This is a genomic window from Paenibacillus sp. Negev47, assembly GCF_058313655.1.
Genome location: NZ_CM177754.1, coordinates 1,645,491 through 1,665,108 on the forward strand (window position 1 = coordinate 1,645,491; position 19,618 = coordinate 1,665,108).

The 19,618-nt window shown below is 50.0% G+C and carries 14 protein-coding genes; 12 read left to right on the forward strand and 2 right to left on the reverse strand.

The window, feature by feature from the left end:
• The first annotated feature begins 66 nt into the window (after nt 1–66).
• The 7 genes from AC4G47_RS07575 to AC4G47_RS07605 all read left to right on the forward strand — a co-directional run bounded on the left by AC4G47_RS07575 (nt 67) and on the right by AC4G47_RS07605 (nt 11,222).
• Complete coding sequence (locus tag AC4G47_RS07575; protein WP_491106662.1) at nt 67–963, forward strand: ABC transporter permease; 897 nt, start codon at nt 67–69, stop codon at nt 961–963.
• A gap of 13 nt (nt 964–976) precedes the next feature.
• Entirely contained in the window at nt 977–1,846 is an 870-nt protein-coding gene (locus AC4G47_RS07580) for a carbohydrate ABC transporter permease (protein ID WP_491105601.1), read from the forward strand.
• Between the two features lie 52 nt (nt 1,847–1,898).
• Nucleotides 1,899–3,458: an extracellular solute-binding protein gene (locus AC4G47_RS07585; protein WP_491105602.1), complete on the forward strand. Its 1,560-nt coding sequence runs from the start codon at nt 1,899–1,901 to the stop codon at nt 3,456–3,458.
• 63 nt (nt 3,459–3,521) lie between these two features.
• Nucleotides 3,522–5,798 (forward strand): Ig-like domain-containing protein, encoded by a 2,277-nt coding sequence (locus tag AC4G47_RS07590; RefSeq protein WP_491105603.1) that lies wholly within the window; start codon nt 3,522–3,524, stop codon nt 5,796–5,798.
• 30 nt (nt 5,799–5,828) lie between these two features.
• Complete coding sequence (locus tag AC4G47_RS07595) at nt 5,829–6,620, forward strand: glucosamine-6-phosphate deaminase (protein WP_491105604.1); 792 nt, start codon at nt 5,829–5,831, stop codon at nt 6,618–6,620.
• On the forward strand, nt 6,617–7,780 hold the full coding sequence (locus AC4G47_RS07600) for an N-acetylglucosamine-6-phosphate deacetylase (RefSeq protein ID WP_491105605.1): 1,164 nt from the start codon (nt 6,617–6,619) through the stop codon (nt 7,778–7,780). Before AC4G47_RS07595 ends, AC4G47_RS07600 begins: the two co-directional genes overlap by 4 nt.
• 10 nt (nt 7,781–7,790) lie before the next feature.
• Nucleotides 7,791–11,222 (forward strand): glycoside hydrolase family 3 N-terminal domain-containing protein, encoded by a 3,432-nt coding sequence (locus AC4G47_RS07605; RefSeq protein WP_491105607.1) that lies wholly within the window; start codon nt 7,791–7,793, stop codon nt 11,220–11,222.
• Nucleotides 11,223–11,437: 215 nt separating this feature from the next.
• Here the strand turns inward: AC4G47_RS07605 and AC4G47_RS07610 are convergent, their stop codons facing one another.
• Nucleotides 11,438–12,157 (reverse strand): SDR family NAD(P)-dependent oxidoreductase, encoded by a 720-nt coding sequence (locus tag AC4G47_RS07610; RefSeq protein WP_491105608.1) that lies wholly within the window; start codon nt 12,155–12,157, stop codon nt 11,438–11,440.
• A gap of 121 nt (nt 12,158–12,278) precedes the next feature.
• The gene (locus tag AC4G47_RS07615) at nt 12,279–12,641 is read right to left on the reverse strand and encodes a winged helix-turn-helix transcriptional regulator (RefSeq protein ID WP_491105609.1); all 363 of its coding nucleotides are present in this window, start codon (nt 12,639–12,641) and stop codon (nt 12,279–12,281) included.
• A 199-nt stretch (nt 12,642–12,840) separates the two neighbouring features.
• Between AC4G47_RS07615 and AC4G47_RS07620 the strand changes: the two genes are divergently transcribed.
• From AC4G47_RS07620 to AC4G47_RS07640, 5 genes are all read left to right on the forward strand, one after another.
• Complete coding sequence (locus AC4G47_RS07620; RefSeq protein ID WP_491105610.1) at nt 12,841–13,404, forward strand: NAD(P)H-dependent oxidoreductase; 564 nt, start codon at nt 12,841–12,843, stop codon at nt 13,402–13,404.
• A gap of 701 nt (nt 13,405–14,105) precedes the next feature.
• Nucleotides 14,106–15,146 carry an NAD(P)/FAD-dependent oxidoreductase gene (locus AC4G47_RS07625; protein ID WP_491105612.1) on the forward strand — a complete coding sequence of 347 codons (1,041 nt, stop codon included), beginning with the start codon at nt 14,106–14,108 and terminating at the stop codon, nt 15,144–15,146.
• A gap of 341 nt (nt 15,147–15,487) precedes the next feature.
• Nucleotides 15,488–17,035 (forward strand): PTS transporter subunit EIIC, encoded by a 1,548-nt coding sequence (locus AC4G47_RS07630; RefSeq protein ID WP_491105614.1) that lies wholly within the window; start codon nt 15,488–15,490, stop codon nt 17,033–17,035.
• 9 nt (nt 17,036–17,044) lie between these two features.
• The gene (locus tag AC4G47_RS07635) at nt 17,045–17,890 is read left to right on the forward strand and encodes a PRD domain-containing protein (RefSeq protein WP_491105615.1); all 846 of its coding nucleotides are present in this window, start codon (nt 17,045–17,047) and stop codon (nt 17,888–17,890) included.
• 239 nt (nt 17,891–18,129) lie between these two features.
• Complete coding sequence (locus AC4G47_RS07640; protein ID WP_491105617.1) at nt 18,130–19,581, forward strand: glycoside hydrolase family 68 protein; 1,452 nt, start codon at nt 18,130–18,132, stop codon at nt 19,579–19,581.
• Nucleotides 19,582–19,618: the final 37 nt, after the last annotated feature.

Sequence of the window (19,618 nt, forward strand, 5' to 3'; positions counted from 1 at the left end):
GATGCTGGCTTAATGCAAGACAAACTGCAAAAGAAAGTGAACCATCCACCTCGACGGAAGGCGCCGATGGTCCGAATCTGGAACAAAAACAAGGCGCTATGGCTGCTCTTCCTGCCATGCCTCCTGTATTATTTGATCTTCCGCTATGCGCCGATGTTTGGGCTGGTCATCACCTTCAAGGATTACAATCTGTTCAAAGGAATTTGGGCCAGTGATTGGGTGGGATTCAAATATTACCGGATGTTTCTAGAGAATCCCGATTTTTGGCCCCTGATGAAGAATACGTTTCTGCTGGGACTGTATAAGCTGGTGTTCGGCTTTCCAGCCCCGATCCTGCTCGCGATTCTGCTGAATGAGGTGCGCAGGGCAGCATTCAAGCGTTTTGTGCAGACGGTCAGTTATCTGCCGCATTTCATCTCGAATGTCATTGTGGCAAGTATGGTGATTATGTTCCTGTCTCCGACCGGAGGACTGATTAACAATCTGCTGGCAGTGATCGGCATTGGACCCATCAATTTTATGAATGAGCCAGGATTGTTTCGTGGCATCTATGTTCTGTCGGAAATCTGGCAGCATATCGGCTGGGAGACCATTATTTATCTGGCCGCACTGACGACCATTGACCCGCAGCTGTATGAGGCCGCTGATATGGACGGGGCAAGCCGAGTACACAAAATCTGGCATGTCACACTTCCCGGTATATCTCCCGCCATCGTCATTACGCTGATTCTGAATATTGGCAAAGTGCTGGAGATTGGTTTCGAGAAGGTGTTCCTGATGCAGAATCCGGCAATCTACGATACGGCGGATATTATTAGCACATATGTCTACAGAGTGGGCATGGTACAGGGGAACTTCAGCTATGGTGCGTCCATTGATTTGTTCATGGGAGTCATCAGTCTCATTTTCATCTATACGGCCAACTGGCTCAGCCGCCGATTAAGTGAGACCAGTTTATGGTAGAAAGAGGTGTGGCGTGAAATCATTCCAATTTTCCTGGTTTAACGTTGTGGCATCCCTGATCCTGCTGCTGGTTGTGGTGGTCACACTCTATCCGTTTCTTCATATGCTGGCCGTCTCCCTCAGCAGCAACGTGAACGTCATTCAAAACAATATTTCCTTCTGGCCCAAGGGCTTCAATCTGAGCATGTATAAACTTGTGCTGGGAGATCCGCAGATCTGGACGGCTTACCGAAATACGCTCCTTTACACCGTGCTTGGCACACTGATCTCGCTGGTGGTCACCTCGACGGGAGCCTACGCATTGTCCAGAAAAGATATGGCGCTGCGCAATAGCTTCACCGTGCTGATTGTCATTACGATGTTCTTCAGCGGGGGGATGATTCCAACCTTCCTGGTGGTTCGTTCCCTGAATCTGGTGGACACCATCTGGGGAATGGTTCTTCCAGGAGCAGTCAGCACCTGGAACCTGATTCTGATGCGCACGTTTTTCTCGGGCATCCCCAAAGAGCTGGAGGAATCGGGCCGTATGGACGGCCTGAATGATATCGGCATCTTCATTCGGATTGTCGTTCCGCTGTCCAAGGCATCCTTCGCCACCATTGCCTTGTTCTATGCCGTGGGCATGTGGAATAACTTTATTTTCCCTCTGCTCTATCTAAGGTCTCCCGATTTGTTCCCGCTGCAGGTACTGCTGCGTAATCTGGTGCTTGCCGGCACGGCAAGCTCAGGCGACGTAACGTCCATTGGGGGAGATAACCTGGTGGTGGAGGAATCGCTCAAATATGCAACCATCATGGTCTCAACCCTGCCGATTCTGGTCATCTATCCGTTTGTACAGAAGTATTTCGTTAAGGGAGCTATGGTCGGAGCGGTCAAAGGCTAGATTTGGAAAACAAAGCAATTCAACGCAAATTCGGATTAAGGGAGAGAAGCTTATGGGCAAATGGAAATCGGTAATACTTCCCCTGCTGGTTGCAGTAACGATGATAGTGGGGTGCAGTGGAGGCGGCAACGGTTCCGGCTCGCAGACGGATGCGCAGGGGGATAACGGCGTAACGGATAACTCCAAGGGAACGGGAAAGACTTTTACGGCGCTGCTGGATAACAATGCCACGTTTCCTTATTCCAAGAGCTGGCCCATTTGGAACTGGCTGAAGGAAAAGACCGGCGTCACGCTTGAAGTACAGACGCCTTCCGGCAAGCTGGAAGAGAGCTTGAATCTGGCGATTGCCTCCAAAACGCTGCCTGATCTGATGTATATGCCCAATCGCAAGGAATCGAACAAGTTTGGACAGCAGGGCGCGCTGGTAGATTTAATGGAGCATATGGACAACATGCCGAATCTGCAAGCATGGATGAAACAATATCCCGAGGAAGCGAAGGCTACCCTCTCCGCCGACGGCAAGATGTATATGTTCCCCAATCAGGGGTTCGGCGAGACGAACCGCATGATCTGGATGTACCGCAAGGATGTGTTCGACAAGGAAGGCATTCAGGTTCCTACAACCTACGAAGAGCTGCATGCGGCCCTGAAGACGCTGAAGGAGAAATACCCGGACAGTTACCCTCTCTCCATCCGTTACGGGCAGATCCCGGATGAGATGAATGCAAATATGACGGTGAACTACGGAACCGGGGAAGGTGCCTACTATGATTTTGACCAGAAAGAATGGCGCTATGGACCGACCGAAGACAACTATAAAACGATGGTGGGGATGTGGAAAAGTTTCTATGACGAAGGATTGGTTCCGCCCGACTTCTTATCGCTGCAGACTAAGCAGTGGCAGGACATGGTCTCTACAGGCAAATCATTCGTGACCATCGATTATATCAGTCGGATTGATTTCTTTAACAATGCCATGCAGCAGGAGAACCCCGAGTACGACATGCAGTTCATGGCACCTCCGGCCGGCATTTCCGGCGGCAAACAGCTGAATCCGTATTTTCATTATATGGAAGGCGGGTTGACGGTAGCTTCCACCTCCAAGAACATTGACGATGTCATGAAGTACATGGACTTTTTCTATTCCGAGGAAGGGCGTACGCTCAGCAGTTGGGGCATAGAGGGCGAGACCTACGTGAAGGAAGGAGATGCGATCAAGTTCAAGCCGGAATATAACGATGTCATTGAAATGCGCAAACAGACGGGACTTCAGACCAGCGGCACCTATACCTGGATTGATTTTAATGCCCATTTGTCGCTGTTCTCGGATGGCCTGAAGCACGCTTATGAAGAAGCAGTGAAGTATGATCCTTCCGCCATGCAGCCAAGACCTGCGTTTACAGAGGCGGAAAATGAAATCATATCCATTACCGGGCAGGCCATCAAAAAGCACCGCGATGAGAGCTTTGCCAAATTCGTGACTGGCTCCCGAAGTCTGGCGGATTGGGAGAAGTATGTAGAGGAGATGAATAATCTTGGCGTAGATCAGCTGCTGAGCACCTATAAGGAAGCGTATGACCGTGTTCTGAATATTCAGTTGAGCGCAAAATAGAGCGAATATACGGCACAGCAATGCTAGACCATTAGTACAGAATGGCAAAAGGAGGCTTCGCTTATGAAAAAGCAGCATCTGCGTGTGTACTCCGGATTCAGGCTAGCCATGGTTCTGTTGATAGGTATGGTATTGGTTGGAATACCCTTTCCTGGTAAGGTGGGAGCTGCCGGTTCAATCTCGCTGGATGCGCCCGTGGGTGGATATGTGTCGGACGGAGGGATGGTAGAGATCAGGGGCAGTTATACCGATGTGTACGACATTCGGCTGTATGTGAACGGAACGTCCCAATATGAGGTGTTGATGGATGATCCCGACGGGGATGACAGTGGCACTTGGTCTTATATGCTGGATACCTCGGGATATAACGGGATTGTCGAACTGGTGGTTCGTGGGCTGGATACGACCTCTCGCTATGGGGTATGGGGTGTGCCCGCCATCCTTACAGTGAATAACCCGGCAGGTGCTGTCCCTGATGTAACGATTATAAGTCCATCCGAAGGCGTGTCGCTTAGTGGTCCGGTGGAGATTTCGGTCCAGGCCAGCTCGCCAATCCCAATCACACTGGTCGAGATACGGGTGAACCGCGGGCCTTGGAAGGAGGCTGTTCAGCAAGGTTCTGCGTATGTATACACCTGGGACACGGCGGGACTTGGCGATCGGACGGTCAGCTTGGAGGCCAGAGCGACCAATGCACCGGAACGGTATGGTTATAGTCCAACGGTGTATGCACAGGTTGGAAACGGGACGCATGAACCAGCGGTGTCTTTGCCCGGTCAGGACCGGGCCATGTGGATCTGGGAACCGGAAAGCTACAAGCTGCTTCTAAACCCCGGCTCACGCCAGGTGCTGGAGTCTTTCATCACGGACACACAGACATTCGGCCAAGAGCCGGTCCGGACGCTGTATCTCGCAGTGGGCAGTTATGCCGGATACAATGCGCTGGAAGAGCAGGAGGTGGAGCTGCGCTCGTTCCTAAGCTGGGCTCACAGCAAAAATCTGCAGGTACATGCATTAATTGCTGGCGGCACTTCTCCGGCCTATATGGGTGCATACGAGAAATATCACAGCCACGCGGTGCAGGAAATGGAGAAGGTTATTAATTACAATCTTGCTGCGGCGGATACGGAGAAGTTCGACGGCATCAATGTGGATATTGAGCCGTACATTTCCCCTGACTTTAGAGATCCAAGCCGATTCCTGCAGAAGGAATACCTGGATGTTTTGCAAAAGATGATTAATCGCCGAGATGTTGCGGGGATCCGGCTGCCATTCGGCCCAGCTGTGCCCAAGTGGTATGACACTTCGGAGCAAGGGGCGAATATTGTGTGGAACGGCACCACCAAGTGGCTGTCCGAGCATGTTCAAGATATCTCCGACTATATCTCCATCATGGATTACCGGGATACAGCGGATGGCTCTGCCGGCATAATTGCCGGGGCTGCCGGAGAATTGGCTTACGCCGACCAGATCGGCAAGCCGAATTCCGTAGTGATTGGTGTGGAAACACTGGATATTGCGAGTAGCGGCGATCCGGAGACGATCACTTTTTGGGAGGAAGGACGCAGTCATATGGAATCCGAGCTGGATAAGGTATACACGGCTTACGGGCAAAGCAGCGCTTTCGGCGGCATTGCCGTCCATCACTATGATTCCTATCGGGCCCTGCCTTCTTACTGGGGACCGGGCGGTGTATTTTGGACAGCTCCGGAGGACCAGGAGGCCCCTTCTGCCCTTGCAGGACTGCCGTTCGTTGAGGCGACGGATTATCAAACTGTACAACTGAAATATGGAATAGCTTCGGATAACATGGAAGTGGAGCGCTATGTGATTTATCGGAGTACCGTTCAGGGTTTCACACCTGCTGCTTCGGAAGTGGTCGGACTCGCTCGCGGCCTGAATTACCAAGACAAGGGACTGCTGCCGGATACAACGTACTATTATCGGATTGCGGCCCGCGATTTGCAGGGCAACATCGGACCACTTACCGATGAAGTGTCGGCGACCACTGGAAGTACTATACTGAAACCCATGATTGTCTCGGATATGAATCTGGCTTATAGCGGTTCAGGAGTATCCGTCAACATGAAGGTTAGAGATTACGCTACAGGCGAGGTACTGGAAGGGGCGAAAGTGGAGGGAAGATTCACTTATGCTGCGGGACGGTACACCAGCGGAATCACAGGAGCGGACGGAAGTGTAACGCTGGCTTCGGAGACGGTGATGCCGGAAAGGCAGGCTGGTTTTGAACCACGAAGAATCCGTTATAACGGTTATTACTATGCGGGAGAGCATGATTTTCCGCATACGACACTGCTGATGCAAAATGCCGACAATTGAAGCATCGGGTAAGAAGCTGTTTGGAGGAGGATGAGGAACATTAATGTAAATGGCATGATAAAGCCGTTGGAGTCGCGAGTCGTAGAGCGCATGTCTGTACAGGTTTATGCAGACCGTGATCAGATGGGGGCAGCTGCAGCTGCTGCGGTTGGAGCTGAGTTAAGACAGCTGCTTCAGGATTCAGGGCGCCGGGTCCGCATGGTATTCGCTGCGGCACCTTCGCAGAATGAATTGTATGAGGGGCTTGTGATGGAGCAAGGCATTGACTGGGCGCGGGTGTGTGCCTTTCATATGGATGAATACATTGGTCTGCCGGATACGGCCCCCCAGCGGTTCGGACGATATTTGACAGAACGGCTGTTCAGCCGGGTCCAGCCTGGGCGGGTGGAGCTGATCGACGGTTTGGGCGATGTGGAGCAGGAATGCCAGAGGTATGGAGAACTATTACGCTTGGATCCAATAGATATCGTCTGTCTCGGGATCGGAGAAAATGGTCACATTGCCTTCAATGATCCGCCTGTAGCCAATTTCGAAGATCCGCTGCTTGTGAAAGCAGTGAAGCTGGATGATGCTTGTCGCCGTCAGCAGGTAAACGATGGTTGCTTTGCCCGGCTGGATGACGTGCCTGCGGAGGCGTTGACCCTGACTGTACCGGCGTTAATGGCAGGGAGCAAACTGTTCGGGATCGTGCCAGGGGCGTCCAAGCGGAGTGCGCTTGCAGCAACTTTATATGATCCAGTCAGTACGGCATGTCCAGCTACCATCCTGCGTACACATCCCGCAATCACGATGTTTACGGACCGGGAAGCCTTCGGCCTGTGAGCGCGCCGATTGTTGGGAGACACTACCGGACAGGACTGCCCATTGAGGTGAGATTCACAGAAGAGCGAATTACTGCCGTTACCGAGCTTGACGTGACGCCTTCCACGGAACATCTTCCCTGGATTGCTCCCGGTCTGGTCGATTTGCAGGTCAACGGCGGCTGGGGGCTGGATCTGAATACAGCTCCGCTGAATCCTGATACGGTATTGAAGCTGACGTGGATGCTGCAAAACCAGGGTATTACAAGCTATTGTCCGACGTTGATTACAAACAGTTCCGACCGGCTGGCTGAGGCAGCTTCCACTATTGCGGAAGCTGTTCGGCTGAACCCGGATGCGAGCGGAGGGATTGCAGGTATTCATCTGGAAGGACCGTTTCTTTCACCGGAGGACGGTCCGCGCGGTGCACATCCGCGGCAATATATTGTTCCCCCGGATTGGGAGATCTTTAGCCGCTGGCAGGAAGCGGCTGAGGGGTTGATTCGCATCATTACTCTCTCCCCGGAGTGGCCGAATGCGACTTCATTTATCGCCCGGTGCTGCGAATCCGGCATCCTTGTCTCGATTGGTCATACGGCGGCAACGCCCAAGCAGATCAGGGAAGCGGTCGCCGCAGGAGCCGTCATGTCCACGCATCTGGGCAATGGCACGCATCTGTCGCTTCCGCGTCATCCCAACTACCTGTGGGAACAGCTCGCGGCAGATGAACTGTATGGCTGTATGATCGCGGACGGCCATCATCTCCCGCCGTCCGTGCTGGCGGTGATTCTCCGAATGAAGAGGAACCGTGCTGTTCTGGTCAGCGATGCTGTCTCACTGAGCGGTATGCCACCAGGGTCGTATCGACTGCACATTGGCGGAGATGTAGTGCTAACCGCGGAAGGTCGGCTGCACATTGCCGGACAGCCGCAGCTGCTGGCTGGCTCGGCGATGATGCTGCCGGAACAGGTGGGCTATCTCGTGGAAGCAGGGTTGATCGGGCTTGCCGATGCCTGGGATTGCGCTTCAGTGAATCCTGCCGGGCTGCTTGGGCTTGAACAGGCAGCGGGGCTTAAGGCGGGAGCACCTGCGGATATGGTTAGTTTTACCATGAACGGTGGGAAGTTGAGTATGATGCAATGCTGGAGGAATGGCCGGTTGAGTCCACGGAGCAACGAATAGGAGGAGAGCGATGCAGAGCTTGATACCACAACCGAAGCAGATTGCAGCGATTGAGGGAGGCCCCTTGCGATTAGATGGCGAGACAAGACTGAGTCTTTACATGGAGCAGGATGAATCGAGACTGGAAATCCATTGCCGCCGCGCATTTCCGGGGATGGAGTATACATGCTCAAGGGTAGACAAAGGTTATTTGCTTATTGTAGAACGTCTCTCAGAGCAGGAAACCCAGCAGGGAGACCGTGAGGTACATGGCGCCCATGCAGTACATGAAGTTTTGGGAGCGCAAAAGAAGAGCCCGGACATCTCTAATTTCAGTTCATTTACCGAAGAGGGCCAGACAGACTTGGGACTTACCGGACACCCACAAGGGTACAGGTTGAAGGTATCAGCCATAAGGGCGGAGGTCTGCGCCCAAGATGCGGAGGGTTTGTTTTACGGATTGCAGACTTTGGTACAACTGCTTGGGGCGGATGGAGACATCCCGGCGGTGTCCATAACCGATTGGCCGGATACGGCTGTGCGGGCAATGAATTTGGATCTGCGCCAGACGTTCTCGAAGCCGGGACTGCTGACAGCATATTTGGCGGAATTTGCCCGGTATAAGACAAACGCGGTTCTGATTGAATATGAGGATAAATTTCCGTTCCAGGTGTACCCCGAGTTCGCACATTCGAAGCATGCGTTAAGTCGTTCGCAGCTGGAAGAACTGAAGCGTAACGCCCACGAGCATTTTATGGAGATTATTCCGCTTCAGCAGAGCTTCGGACATCTGGAATATGTACTGCGCCACGAAGCTTGGCGGCATCTCCGCGAGACAGAACAGTCCACCGGGGAAATCTGCCCGTCCCACACGGAATCCTTCGGACTGATTACCACGTTGCTCGGAGAGATGATCGATGCGCATCCGGACTCGCGCTATATCCATCTCGGCTGTGACGAGGTCTACAGCTTATGCGAATGCGAACGCTGCAAAATCGAGTTTGGAGGTGTGCGGGAACGAGCCTTTATCGCCTTTTTGAACCGTCTGATTGCATTTACGGCAGAGCGGGGGAAACAGCCGATTTTCTGGCATGACATGCTGGATAAATGTCCGCCAGAGGAACTGGCCAAACTGGATCGGCGGAGTGCGGCCATGATCTGGATCTACAACGGGCGTAATATCGAAATGGAGGTTACTTCACATGCGGATAAATTCAGGTCGCTGGGCATTGATGTCATGGGAGCTCCAGCCGTCCGCAGCTTTGACTGGGCGGAGCATCAGAATTATCCGGTTTTATCGAACCGTACGGACAACTTGATTCAGTGGGCAGAGACGGCAGGCAAGTTGGATCTGGACTGCATCGTTGCCACCAACTGGACGGGGCCTTTCAGCCTCGGTGTGCCCTATGGTATTTTCGAAACCACTTGGTACCCCATGCTGCTGCATGCGGATCTGGCTTGGAACCGCAAGGCGGATGCCTCAACCTTCATCGACCGATTCCTGGAACGCTTCCATGGCATTGATCCGGTTACCGGGCATAATCGGCTCGGAAATTATCGACTGGAGGATTATTACGAGGTGATCTGGAAGCTCCTGGACGAGGTGCGCGAGCATAAGGAAGAAGCGGAACTGATTGCGATTATGCATGATTTTGAGGTGGCGACAGATCGTTCGCGGGCGATTCACAAATACGCCTACCGCTGGGAACTGTATCCTGGCGATGAGGCGGAGTGGCGCTCACTCCAAAACAATTACACGAGAAACCACCGTGGACGCGAGGAGGTTTTTCCACGCATGAAAGCTGCGCTGGAGCGTTACCAGCCGTCTGATATGGCGGAACATTTTGTGAAATCCAGGTTCTATCTGCATGATTATTTGGAGCGCACGCTATATCATGAGCTGGGACTGAACGCCATCCATCCGCAATCTGATCTGACGGCAATGAGCTTGGAAGACAAAATAGCCATGATGTGCGTAATAGGCACACCATCTACCCGCGCCGAGCCAGAATTTCGGGGAAGAATAGCGCAGCAGCGGTTTGGCGGAATAGGCATCTTTCCCCACAATGTCGAGAGTGAGCAGCAGACGCTTGCGCTACTCACAGAGGTACAGAACATAGCTGGAAATCATGGAAGCCCGCTGCCTTATTACGTTTCGGTAGATGAAGAGGGAGGCACCCTGTCCAAATTCAAAACCTTCTTCCCCTATATCCCGGGAAACCGCGCAGTTGGATTAAGTGAAGACCCGGAAACCGCCTATTTACTCGGTAAATTCATCGGCAGTCAGCTGCATTCTCTCGGTATTCCGATGAACTGGGCACCTGTATTGGATGTGAACACGAATATAGATAATCCGGTCGTGGGTGTTCGCTCCTTCGGAGAGGACCCGCAGCTGGTAGCCCGATTCGGCCGCTCCTACATCCAGGGGATGCATGAAGCAGGTGTGGCCGTGACGGCAAAGCACTTTCCAGGTCACGGGCAAGTGAGCGGAGATTCTCATATCGTTCTGCCAGAATGTGATCTGACGCTTGAGCAGTTAATGGAAGGTCCTCTGCTCCCCTTTGTGGAGGCGATTGAAGCTGGAGTGGACTCAATCATGATGGGGCATCTGGTGTTTCCGAACATCCCGGAATCCGGCGGACTTCCGGCTTCGCTCAGTCCTTATTTTGCCTCGGAGCTGCTGCGGAACAAGCTGGGTTTTGAAGGCGTAATCTGCACTGATGATATTGAAATGGGGGCAATCCGCAATCATTTCAATCCGGATGAAGTAGGCGTACTGGCTGTTCAGGCGGGGAACGATATGATCCTGATGTGTCATACGCCAGAGTATCAAAGCAGGGTGATCGAGGGTATTTTGGCCGCTGTACGGGATGGACGAATCAACGAGGCGCAAATCGACGAGTCAGTTCTTCGTATCCAGCAGCTCTACGGTAAATTCCAACAGTATCAAGCGGCTGCAAAGCCCATTCTCAGGGGACAGTGGGAGGAGCAGGCACTGAAGTTGGCTCGTATGACCGTGAAAGTTAGTCGGGACCCGCAAGGCCTGCTTCCGCTTAACCCTTCGCTGAAATATTTGCTCATTCTGCCGCAGCAGGAGCAGCTGACCCGGGCCGATAACAGCGGTGCAGCCGAGATCAAACTGGCATCCTTGTTGAAGGATGCAGGCTTGGCTGTGGAGACGCGCTGCTGCGCAATGAAGCCTGATGCGAAGGAGATTGCATCACTTGTGCAGCAGGCTGCTACCGCGGATGTCGTTATCCAAGGCACTCTTAATGCTCATCTGTTCACAGGTCAGCTGGCGATGGCCGAGGCACTGGCTGCGGTTAAACCACTGTTTAATCTGGTGCTGCGCAATCCCTATGACGACGCTTTTCTGCCGCAGACAGCCGGAAGCATACTGCTGTGTTCGACCTCTGATTATTCACTGCGGGCGCTGGTGGAACGGATGACAGCTTCGAAGTGACTTGTTAGCACCGGACTCGGACTGTATACAGGAGCGGTGAAACGTAGCTAAGAGATTAAATGTCGTATAGACTTGCCGACCTTCATCCTTGGAAGTGGTTTAACACTTTATTCCATAGTGAAAAGGTAAAAGCCCGCGATAATAGCGGGCTTTTGATATCAAAGTAATTTATTTTTCCTGGTTATGAGGGTTCTTCATAATTGGAGCGGACCCAATTATGTGTTTAAATCTGTTATTGCTGGAATATTAATTTCTTTTACGCAGGCTGCTTTGGACAGGCTGACAATGCATTTTACGATGGAAACCATATCCTGGAGGGGGATACGTGTGCCATTATATTCAGCAAGTGCACGTTCGCTGCCCTCTTCATAAGGAATTTCAGCAGCAAGCTCCCCGGGGTTGATGCATGTAACGGCAATGCCATCGTGTCGCGTATGCTCCCTCAAGGCCTCTGTGATTCCTCGAATGGCAAACTTGGAGGCGACAAAAGAAACTTGTGTACTATTGGCGTTATTCAGACCCGCTGTTGAACCAATAAGAATGATTTTGCCCGCTGCTGATTGCCGTAGATGAGGCAATAATGCCTGAATACATACTATGGTTGAAGTGATATTCACATGGATCAGCTGACTGATATCCGCGGGCTCGTCTTTGTCGAACGTGTAGTGATCCTCGAAGCCTTCTTTCTCCCAAATGCCTACATTGTATATGAGTACATCCAAAGGTTCGTTCTTTAACTGTTCCTTGACAATGGTCGCGGCGCTCAGCTCAGAGAGATCAGCTTGTATCCATATCCGCTGTACACCATCACTCAAATCCAGGCTTTCCGGTCTGCTTCGAGAAACGACCCAGACTTTGTCGCCCTGTTCGGGTACACCTCTGACGAAGGCATCTCCTAATCCTTTACTTGCACCGAACACAAGATAACTTTTCATGTGGACATCCTCCTTGTGGAATTGAGTATCTGTAGTTTATTGGAAAGTCCACATCATCTTACGATAGAAGTGAGGGGGAGAGAATGAAGCTTGAATGAAGATATGTTAAATGTCGATATTTCTACGAAGTCGGATTTTTGTCTTCCAACAATACGATATCTTCTCCTCGGTGTTGCCTAAGTGCTATGTTGTCTCGTCCCCACGCACACATGACATCGACAATGGTATTGGCGGTTATTCCATATTCGGTCAGGCCATATTCAACTTTGGGCGGCATCTGTTGATACACATGCCTTCTGACAATCCCGTCCCGTTCAAGCTCACGCAGCTGCTGAATCAGTACTTTTTGCGAAATACCTTGTATGCTGCGTTGTAGTTCACTTGTTCTTTTCACGTCGCACATTAGTAAACAAATAATTAACGCTTTCCACTTGCCCCCGATGATTTCGAGTGTGGCTTCAATGCCAAGGTTATATTGCTTCATTACGTCTCACCTCGTATATACTGCTACTTGTTCATAGGGTATAAATATATACTTTCTCACGATGATGGGGAAGAAGTCCATACACACTTTGAAGTAACCATCTTACTTTATTGTGTGTATTTTCTTTTGCTCGGGCTTATATGATAATGGCGATATTCAAAAAAAGATATGATTTTGACCGAAGAAAGGGATGGAATCAATGAAAACACTTGTCATTCTGGCACATCCGAATATGGATGATTCGAGAGTAAACCAGCGCTGGAAAGAGGAACTAGGGCAGCATGCGAGCGAAATTACAATCCATGAACTATATAGAGAATATCCTGATTGGAATATCGATGTTTCCAGAGAACAGAAGCTGTTGGAGGCATATGACCATGTCATCTTGCAGTTTCCGTTATATTGGTACAGTTATCCGCCTTTGTTGAAAAAATGGTTTGATGATGTTTTTGCCTATGGGTGGGCTTATGGATCAAAAGGTAATAAATTGCATGGGAAGAAGCTGGGATTGGCCATGTCCATTGGGGATAAAAAGATAAATTACACGCGGGATGGTTCAGTTTCCTTCACTGTAGATGAAGTGATCGTGCCTTTCAAAGCCAGCATTAATCACGTTGGGGCAGTAGCTTTACCGTATTTTGCAGTTTTCGGTGCCTCATTTCAAGCAACCGATGAAGAAATCAACCAAAGTGCTCAAGAGTATCTTCGCTATATTCGTAAGTATCAGAATGAAGTCGATAACGAGCCATATGTTGCTGGATGAGTTTCCTAAGATGATTACTGAAGTTTATTAATGATGGTCAATTTCCTCCTGTGTTTTGTACACTATCGACTGGATTGATAGAAAACAATCCGGTTTCCGGGGTTAGACGACACAACAGGTAACAATTAGATTGGTAAATCGGGCTGCTGTGGACTCTATAACAGTATCCGTTCAGGGGTATGTGATTATGCTTAAAATCTAGTCAAAAAACAGGGATCCCTTGCCGATCATGGTGAGTGGTCCCTGTCTATGTGTAAGCACAAGTAGAGCATAGCGATAGCGAAAATTAACTCTCGGAATTTGCTTAACTGCTTACTGATGCACTTGGGCTTACAGCACAGGAACTAAAGATGTGTTACTAATGCAACAGGTCATTTTGTTGAAAAGGTATGATTTGTACGATCCATAACGTTACATTCATCTTTTCTTTTCCCCTCACTTGCTCGATTTTGATATCTGACTCTATACTAAAGTGTGCAGGCACAATCTGGAAGTAGGCACTTAAACCTAACCAGGTAACCAAAAGTATATCTGGGCATGGTCAGAAGTGAGGAATAAGAATGACGGTATATTGCAAATTCGGAACAGCGCTGGATCACATGGAGAAGCTGCACGGCGAAGAAGACGAAATAGGAGCAAACCCATCCGAACTTCGGAAGATCGATTCCTTGGGGTGATAGGGTGACAAGGGAGAGTTGGCTTTGAAGAAACAAAAAATTGTGATTGTTGGCGCAGGGATCGTTGGGGCGTGTATGGCCTATCATCTAGCCAAACGAAATCAAGACGTAACCGTTATTGAACGGCACCACGCCGCGGCGCGTGAAGTCACGGAAAAATCTTTTGCCTGGATACATACGACTCATAGGGTGGCTCCGGAATACTGGCATTTGTACGATGCAGCTGTGGAAGAATACCACACACTTCAGCAAGAGTTGTCCGAACTGAAAATTCATTGGCATGGAGCGCTAACTTGGGACACTCCGCCTCTAAGGGAGCAACACCACTTTCAAAAATTGAACCGTGAGCAGCTTGAGGCATTGGAGCCGAATCTGAAGGAATATCCGGATGAAGCGATGTTTGTCAGCGAAGAAGGTGCGGTGGACCCTATCGGGGTAACGGAGCTGTTGTTGAGCAAAGCGCAAGAGTACGGAGCAAAGATTCAGTTCGGCACCAACGTTACACAGCTGCAGCAAGGGGGTTCCCGCCTGCTTGGCGTTCATACGTCCAAGGGTTTTGTGGAGGCGGATGTTGTAGTATTGGCCGCAGGTACAGGCACACCCGAACTTTGTAACCCGTTAGGTTGTCATGTGCCGGTAACGTCGTCACCTTCCATTCTGATTCGGATGAAAACTGCGAATAAACTGATACACACATTAATCTCCAATGCGCAATTTGAAGCGCGTCAGCTGACGGATTATACGCTGCTGGCTGCGGAAGATTATATCGACGAGTCGGAGGAAAACGGACCACAGGTTGTCGCTAAGCGAGCGTACGACACATTGCGTCGCAGTCTAAAGCACGGAAATCAACTGGAACTTGAAAGAGTAAAGGTCGGATGGAGACCCATGCCTGAAGACGGCTATCCGATCGTGGGCTTCCAAGATCAGATTAAAGGACTTTATCTGACGGTGATGCATTCTGCAATTACGCTGGCGCCGCTGATTGCGCATCTGGCTGTAAGTGAAATTATTGATAGGGAATCGAGAAATGAATTAGACCCTTGTCGCCTCTCCCGGTTTTAGGATCACTCCACAACGAAAAGTACATTCATATTTGTTGGAGTCTTCTACACTTCCCCCGTAGCCACTGCATTCCCCTCATAACTGATCCAGTCACTTCAGCTTCCGGCATACACTTCGAATTCGTCGTGGGGTTCTGCTAGAACTGAATGCAAAGCCAAGATGGGCCATTGTCCTCAGAGGAGTGGTATTTACTGACCATTGATTTTGGAAAGTGAAGTGGTCACAATAGTAATATTGCCATAAATGACGGAATTGTTATTTTTGAAAAAGCTCAACTTTCAATGATAGATCGTCGATCCTTCGATGTCCGTTTAATGCTAAGTAACAGGGAGGAGCCATCCATGCAGCAGGATGACCGGAGTGTCACAAAGGGACGTAGTTCCGCAAGGGCATTGGCCACGCAACTTATTGAATGGTCTGGAGGAACGGACAATATTATCGAAAGCACCCATTGCACGACACGACTCCGACTCCGATTGCAGAACAGTGATCTGGTGGAACAAGAACGTCTTGACGGTATGCAGGAAATTCAAGGGGTGTACGTTCGTGCTGGACAACTTCAGATTATCCTGGGTCCCGCTCTTGTGTCGAAGGTTAATCGCCAGGTGAATGGCATGCTTCAGTCAGCTGCTTCGTCCATACCAAATGAAGACGACTCGAATGGTACTATCACACCACGGCTACACGAAAAAGATCATACTGATTCCTATCCACTGCCGTCCGTGTCTACCGCTAGTATGTTATCCAATGAAAAGGGGCTTCATTTACGAGCGTTGTTACACAGGTTGATGGACGCAATCCAATTTTTTTCGGATATCGTTGTGCCCATTATTCCGCTCTTCGTCGGTGCTGGACTGCTGTTGGGTCTCATGGGACTTGCAGGGGCATTCGGTTGGGATGATCCAGGCCAAATGTGGTTCCGGATTCTGTCACTGCTGACGGGCTCAGCGTTCCAGTTGATGGCGGTTCTTTTCGGATACAACACGGCCAAACGGTTTGGGGGAACCCCGGCGCTTGGTGCCGCTGTTGGGATTGTCATGACTCACCCGGGGATTCTTCCGTTCACCGACATCGGTGGAGATCCAGCCTTTGCTCAAGTTTTGCCGGTATCACCGCAATTCGGGTATCAGGGAGCCATAATCCCAACCGTTCTTGCGGCGTTTATGCTTACGATAATTGAGAAAGGACTACGGCGATGGATACCGTCATCCGGAGCTGTTCTTCTCGTTCCCTTTTTAAGCTTTAGCATCGCGGGCAGCCTTGCGGTACTGGTGATTGAACCCCTTGCTCTGGGTCTAGGCCGCTCGCTGGGAAGTATTCTGGAATACGTCTTCAACTACGGGAGCTTGCTATTTGGCCTTCTGCTTGGCGGGATGTACAGCTCCATAGTGATCACCGGTCTTCATCACGGGATTCAGGCTGTCGAAGTTGGACTGATTTCCAATCCGGATATCGGCTTCAATTTCTTGCTTCCGATCTGGTCCATGGCGAATATCGCGCAAGCAGGCGCTGGGCTTGCAGTGTATGCCAGAACCCGGGACGAAGCATTGAGGAAAATAGCTTTGCCTGCCTCGATCACGGCGCTGTTCGGTATCACCGAGCCAGTCACCTATGGTGTTAATCTTAAACTTGGGCGCCCCTTTCTGGGTGCTGCTGCAGGGGGAGCCGCCGGAGGGGCATATGTCGCTTTTCATCAGGTTGTGGCCAATTCATTTGGACTAACCGGAATCCCGATGATCGCTTTTATCGTACAGCCGGGGCTGATGAATCTTTTTCATTATCTGATCGGTTTTGTGCTTGCTCTGGCTACGGCTTTTAGCGTTACCTTGCTGCTCGGTGTGGATCGCGTTGTTCGACCAGAAGCTGATAAACTTAACGAACAGGCATAGGAGACTAACATGAAGATCAAAAAAATACTCAACAATAACGCCGCTGTGGTTAACGATCATGGAGAAGACAAAATTGTCATGGGGGCGGGGGTTGTTTTCCGAAAAGGAAAAAATGATATTGTAGACCCGAGCCTTGTTGAAAAAGTGTTTGTGATGACTGATCCGAAACAGTACAACCACCTTCAGGAAATGCTGGGGACCCTACCCGAAGAAGAAATTGCGGTCACCCAGCAGATCATCACTTTCGCCGAGAAGGCATTGGGTGTCACGTTTCATGAGCATATCCATATCGCGCTTACAGACCATCTCTCGTTTGCCTTGGAGCGGATTGGCAAGGGAATCGAAATTCGGAATACGCTTCTTGAGGAGATTCGTATCCTCTACCCAAGAGAGTTTCAGCTCGCGCTTCATGCCAAGAGTCTGATCTACAAGAAATTACAGGTAGTCATCCCGGAAGATGAGGTTGGTTATATCGCCATGCATATCCATACTGCCTGGAAGAATGCAGGCATGCGCCATAAGGCTCCGGAAAAGACGGCCATGATCAGGGATATCGCGGAAGGTGTGGGACAAGTTGCTGGTGTGCTGGATCGTGGGTCTGCGAACTATGAGCGACTTTTGACCCAGCTTGAGAATATGCTGCAAACGGATGAATCAGGCAAACTCCGCAATGAACTGAATCCGGAGCTTGTAGCGATTGCGAGGATGAATTTTACCGAAGCATATACACAGGCCCGCGAGATCGGTGAAATGGTTGAAGAGGATTATGGATATGCTTTGACCGAAAGTCAACTGGTTGTGATCGCCATGGAGATCAACCGGATAGATCATCGACTTCATCCATCCTCGGATTGATTCTTATGCTTGGTAAACTGAGTCTCTGGTCCTTGATCTGAATCGGGAGTTTTGATCTATAGCCAAGTTTTGATCCGACCATATAGAATAGTTATCGACAGTTGAATATGTCGGGATTGTTACTGGTAAGCAGGCAAGACCTAAAAGTCCGTTGGGATCGGTGTATCCACCATACCCTAGCGATTTTTAGGTCTTTTTCTGTTCTCCGGAAAAAAATGACAAGAGAGAGGGATTAATCAATGAATTTCCAGAAGATGATGAGAAGAGTGACAGCAGTAACGTTTGCAACAACATTATTGGCAGGTGGGGGAGTTTCGGCTTTGGCAAAAGAAAGTTCAGACTACAAAGAGAGTTATGGCATCTCCCATATTACACGCGCAGACGCCCTGAAAATCCCTAAGGAACAAATCAAAGAACAATTCAAAATTCCTCAGTTTGATGCTACTGCTATCCAAAATATTCCTTCCGCAAAAGGATATGATGAACATGGTAACGTCATCGACATGGATGTGTGGGATACCTGGCCGCTGCAGAATGCGGATGGTACCGTAGCTAACTATCATGGTTATCAAATTGTTTTTGGTCTGGCGGGTGACCCGGATCGGGGATGGGACACATTCATCTATATGTTCTACAAAAAAGCAGGAGACACATCCATTGATGCCTGGAAAAATGCAGGCAGAGTGTTCAAGAACACCGACAAGGACGTTCCGAATGACCCAATTCTGAATCACCAGGCAGAGGAATGGTCCGGCTCTTCTACACTGACTGCGGATGGTCATATTCGTCTGTTCTACACCAATCGTCATGGCTGGGACCCGGCCAACGGATTTTATGGCAAGCAAACCCTGACGACTGCTCAGATCAATGTCTCCGAACTTTCGGAGAACACGCTTAAGGTGGACGGTGTTGAAGATTTCAAGTCGATCTTTGATGGTGACGGCAAAATGTATCAAACCGTGGATCAGGCTTTCAGCGGTGGGGATTATTCCGACAATCATACATTGAGAGATCCTCACTATGTGGAAGATAATGGTCACAAATACCTTGTTTTCGAAGCCAATACTGGAACAGAGATGGGCTACCAGGGCGATGATGCATTCAATAACAGGGCCTTCTACGAAGGAAGCAAGAAGTTCTTCCAGGCCGAGAGGGAAAAATTGCTGCAAAGCCCTAATAAAAAGTTTACTTCCTTAGCCAATGGCGCTTTGGGGATCATTGAACTGAATGATGACTATAGCTTAAAACAAGTGATGAAGCCGCTGATTGCATCCAATACGGTAACCGATGAAATTGAACGCGCAAATATCTTTAAGTTGAATGGAAAATGGTATTTGTTCACGGATACAAGAGGAGCCAAAATGGTTGTGGATGGTGTCGATGCTGAAGATATCTACATGTTGGGATATGTATCTGATTCTCTGACAGGACCTTACAAGCCGTTGAATGGTACTGGACTTGTATTGCATCAAGATCTGGATCCTAAGGATGTTACCTGGACTTACGCACATTTTGCTATTCCGCAGGTGCAAGGCAACAACGTGGTGATCACGAGTTATATGACCAACCGGGGAATGTTTGAAGATCATCATTCTACCTTTGCACCAAGTTTCCTGGTGAATATCAAAGGGTCCAAAACATCCGTAGTGAAGGACAGCATTCTGGCACAAGGACAATTAACAGTGGAATAAACAAATTTCACAGAGAGTCTAAAAGAAAGAAAATGTC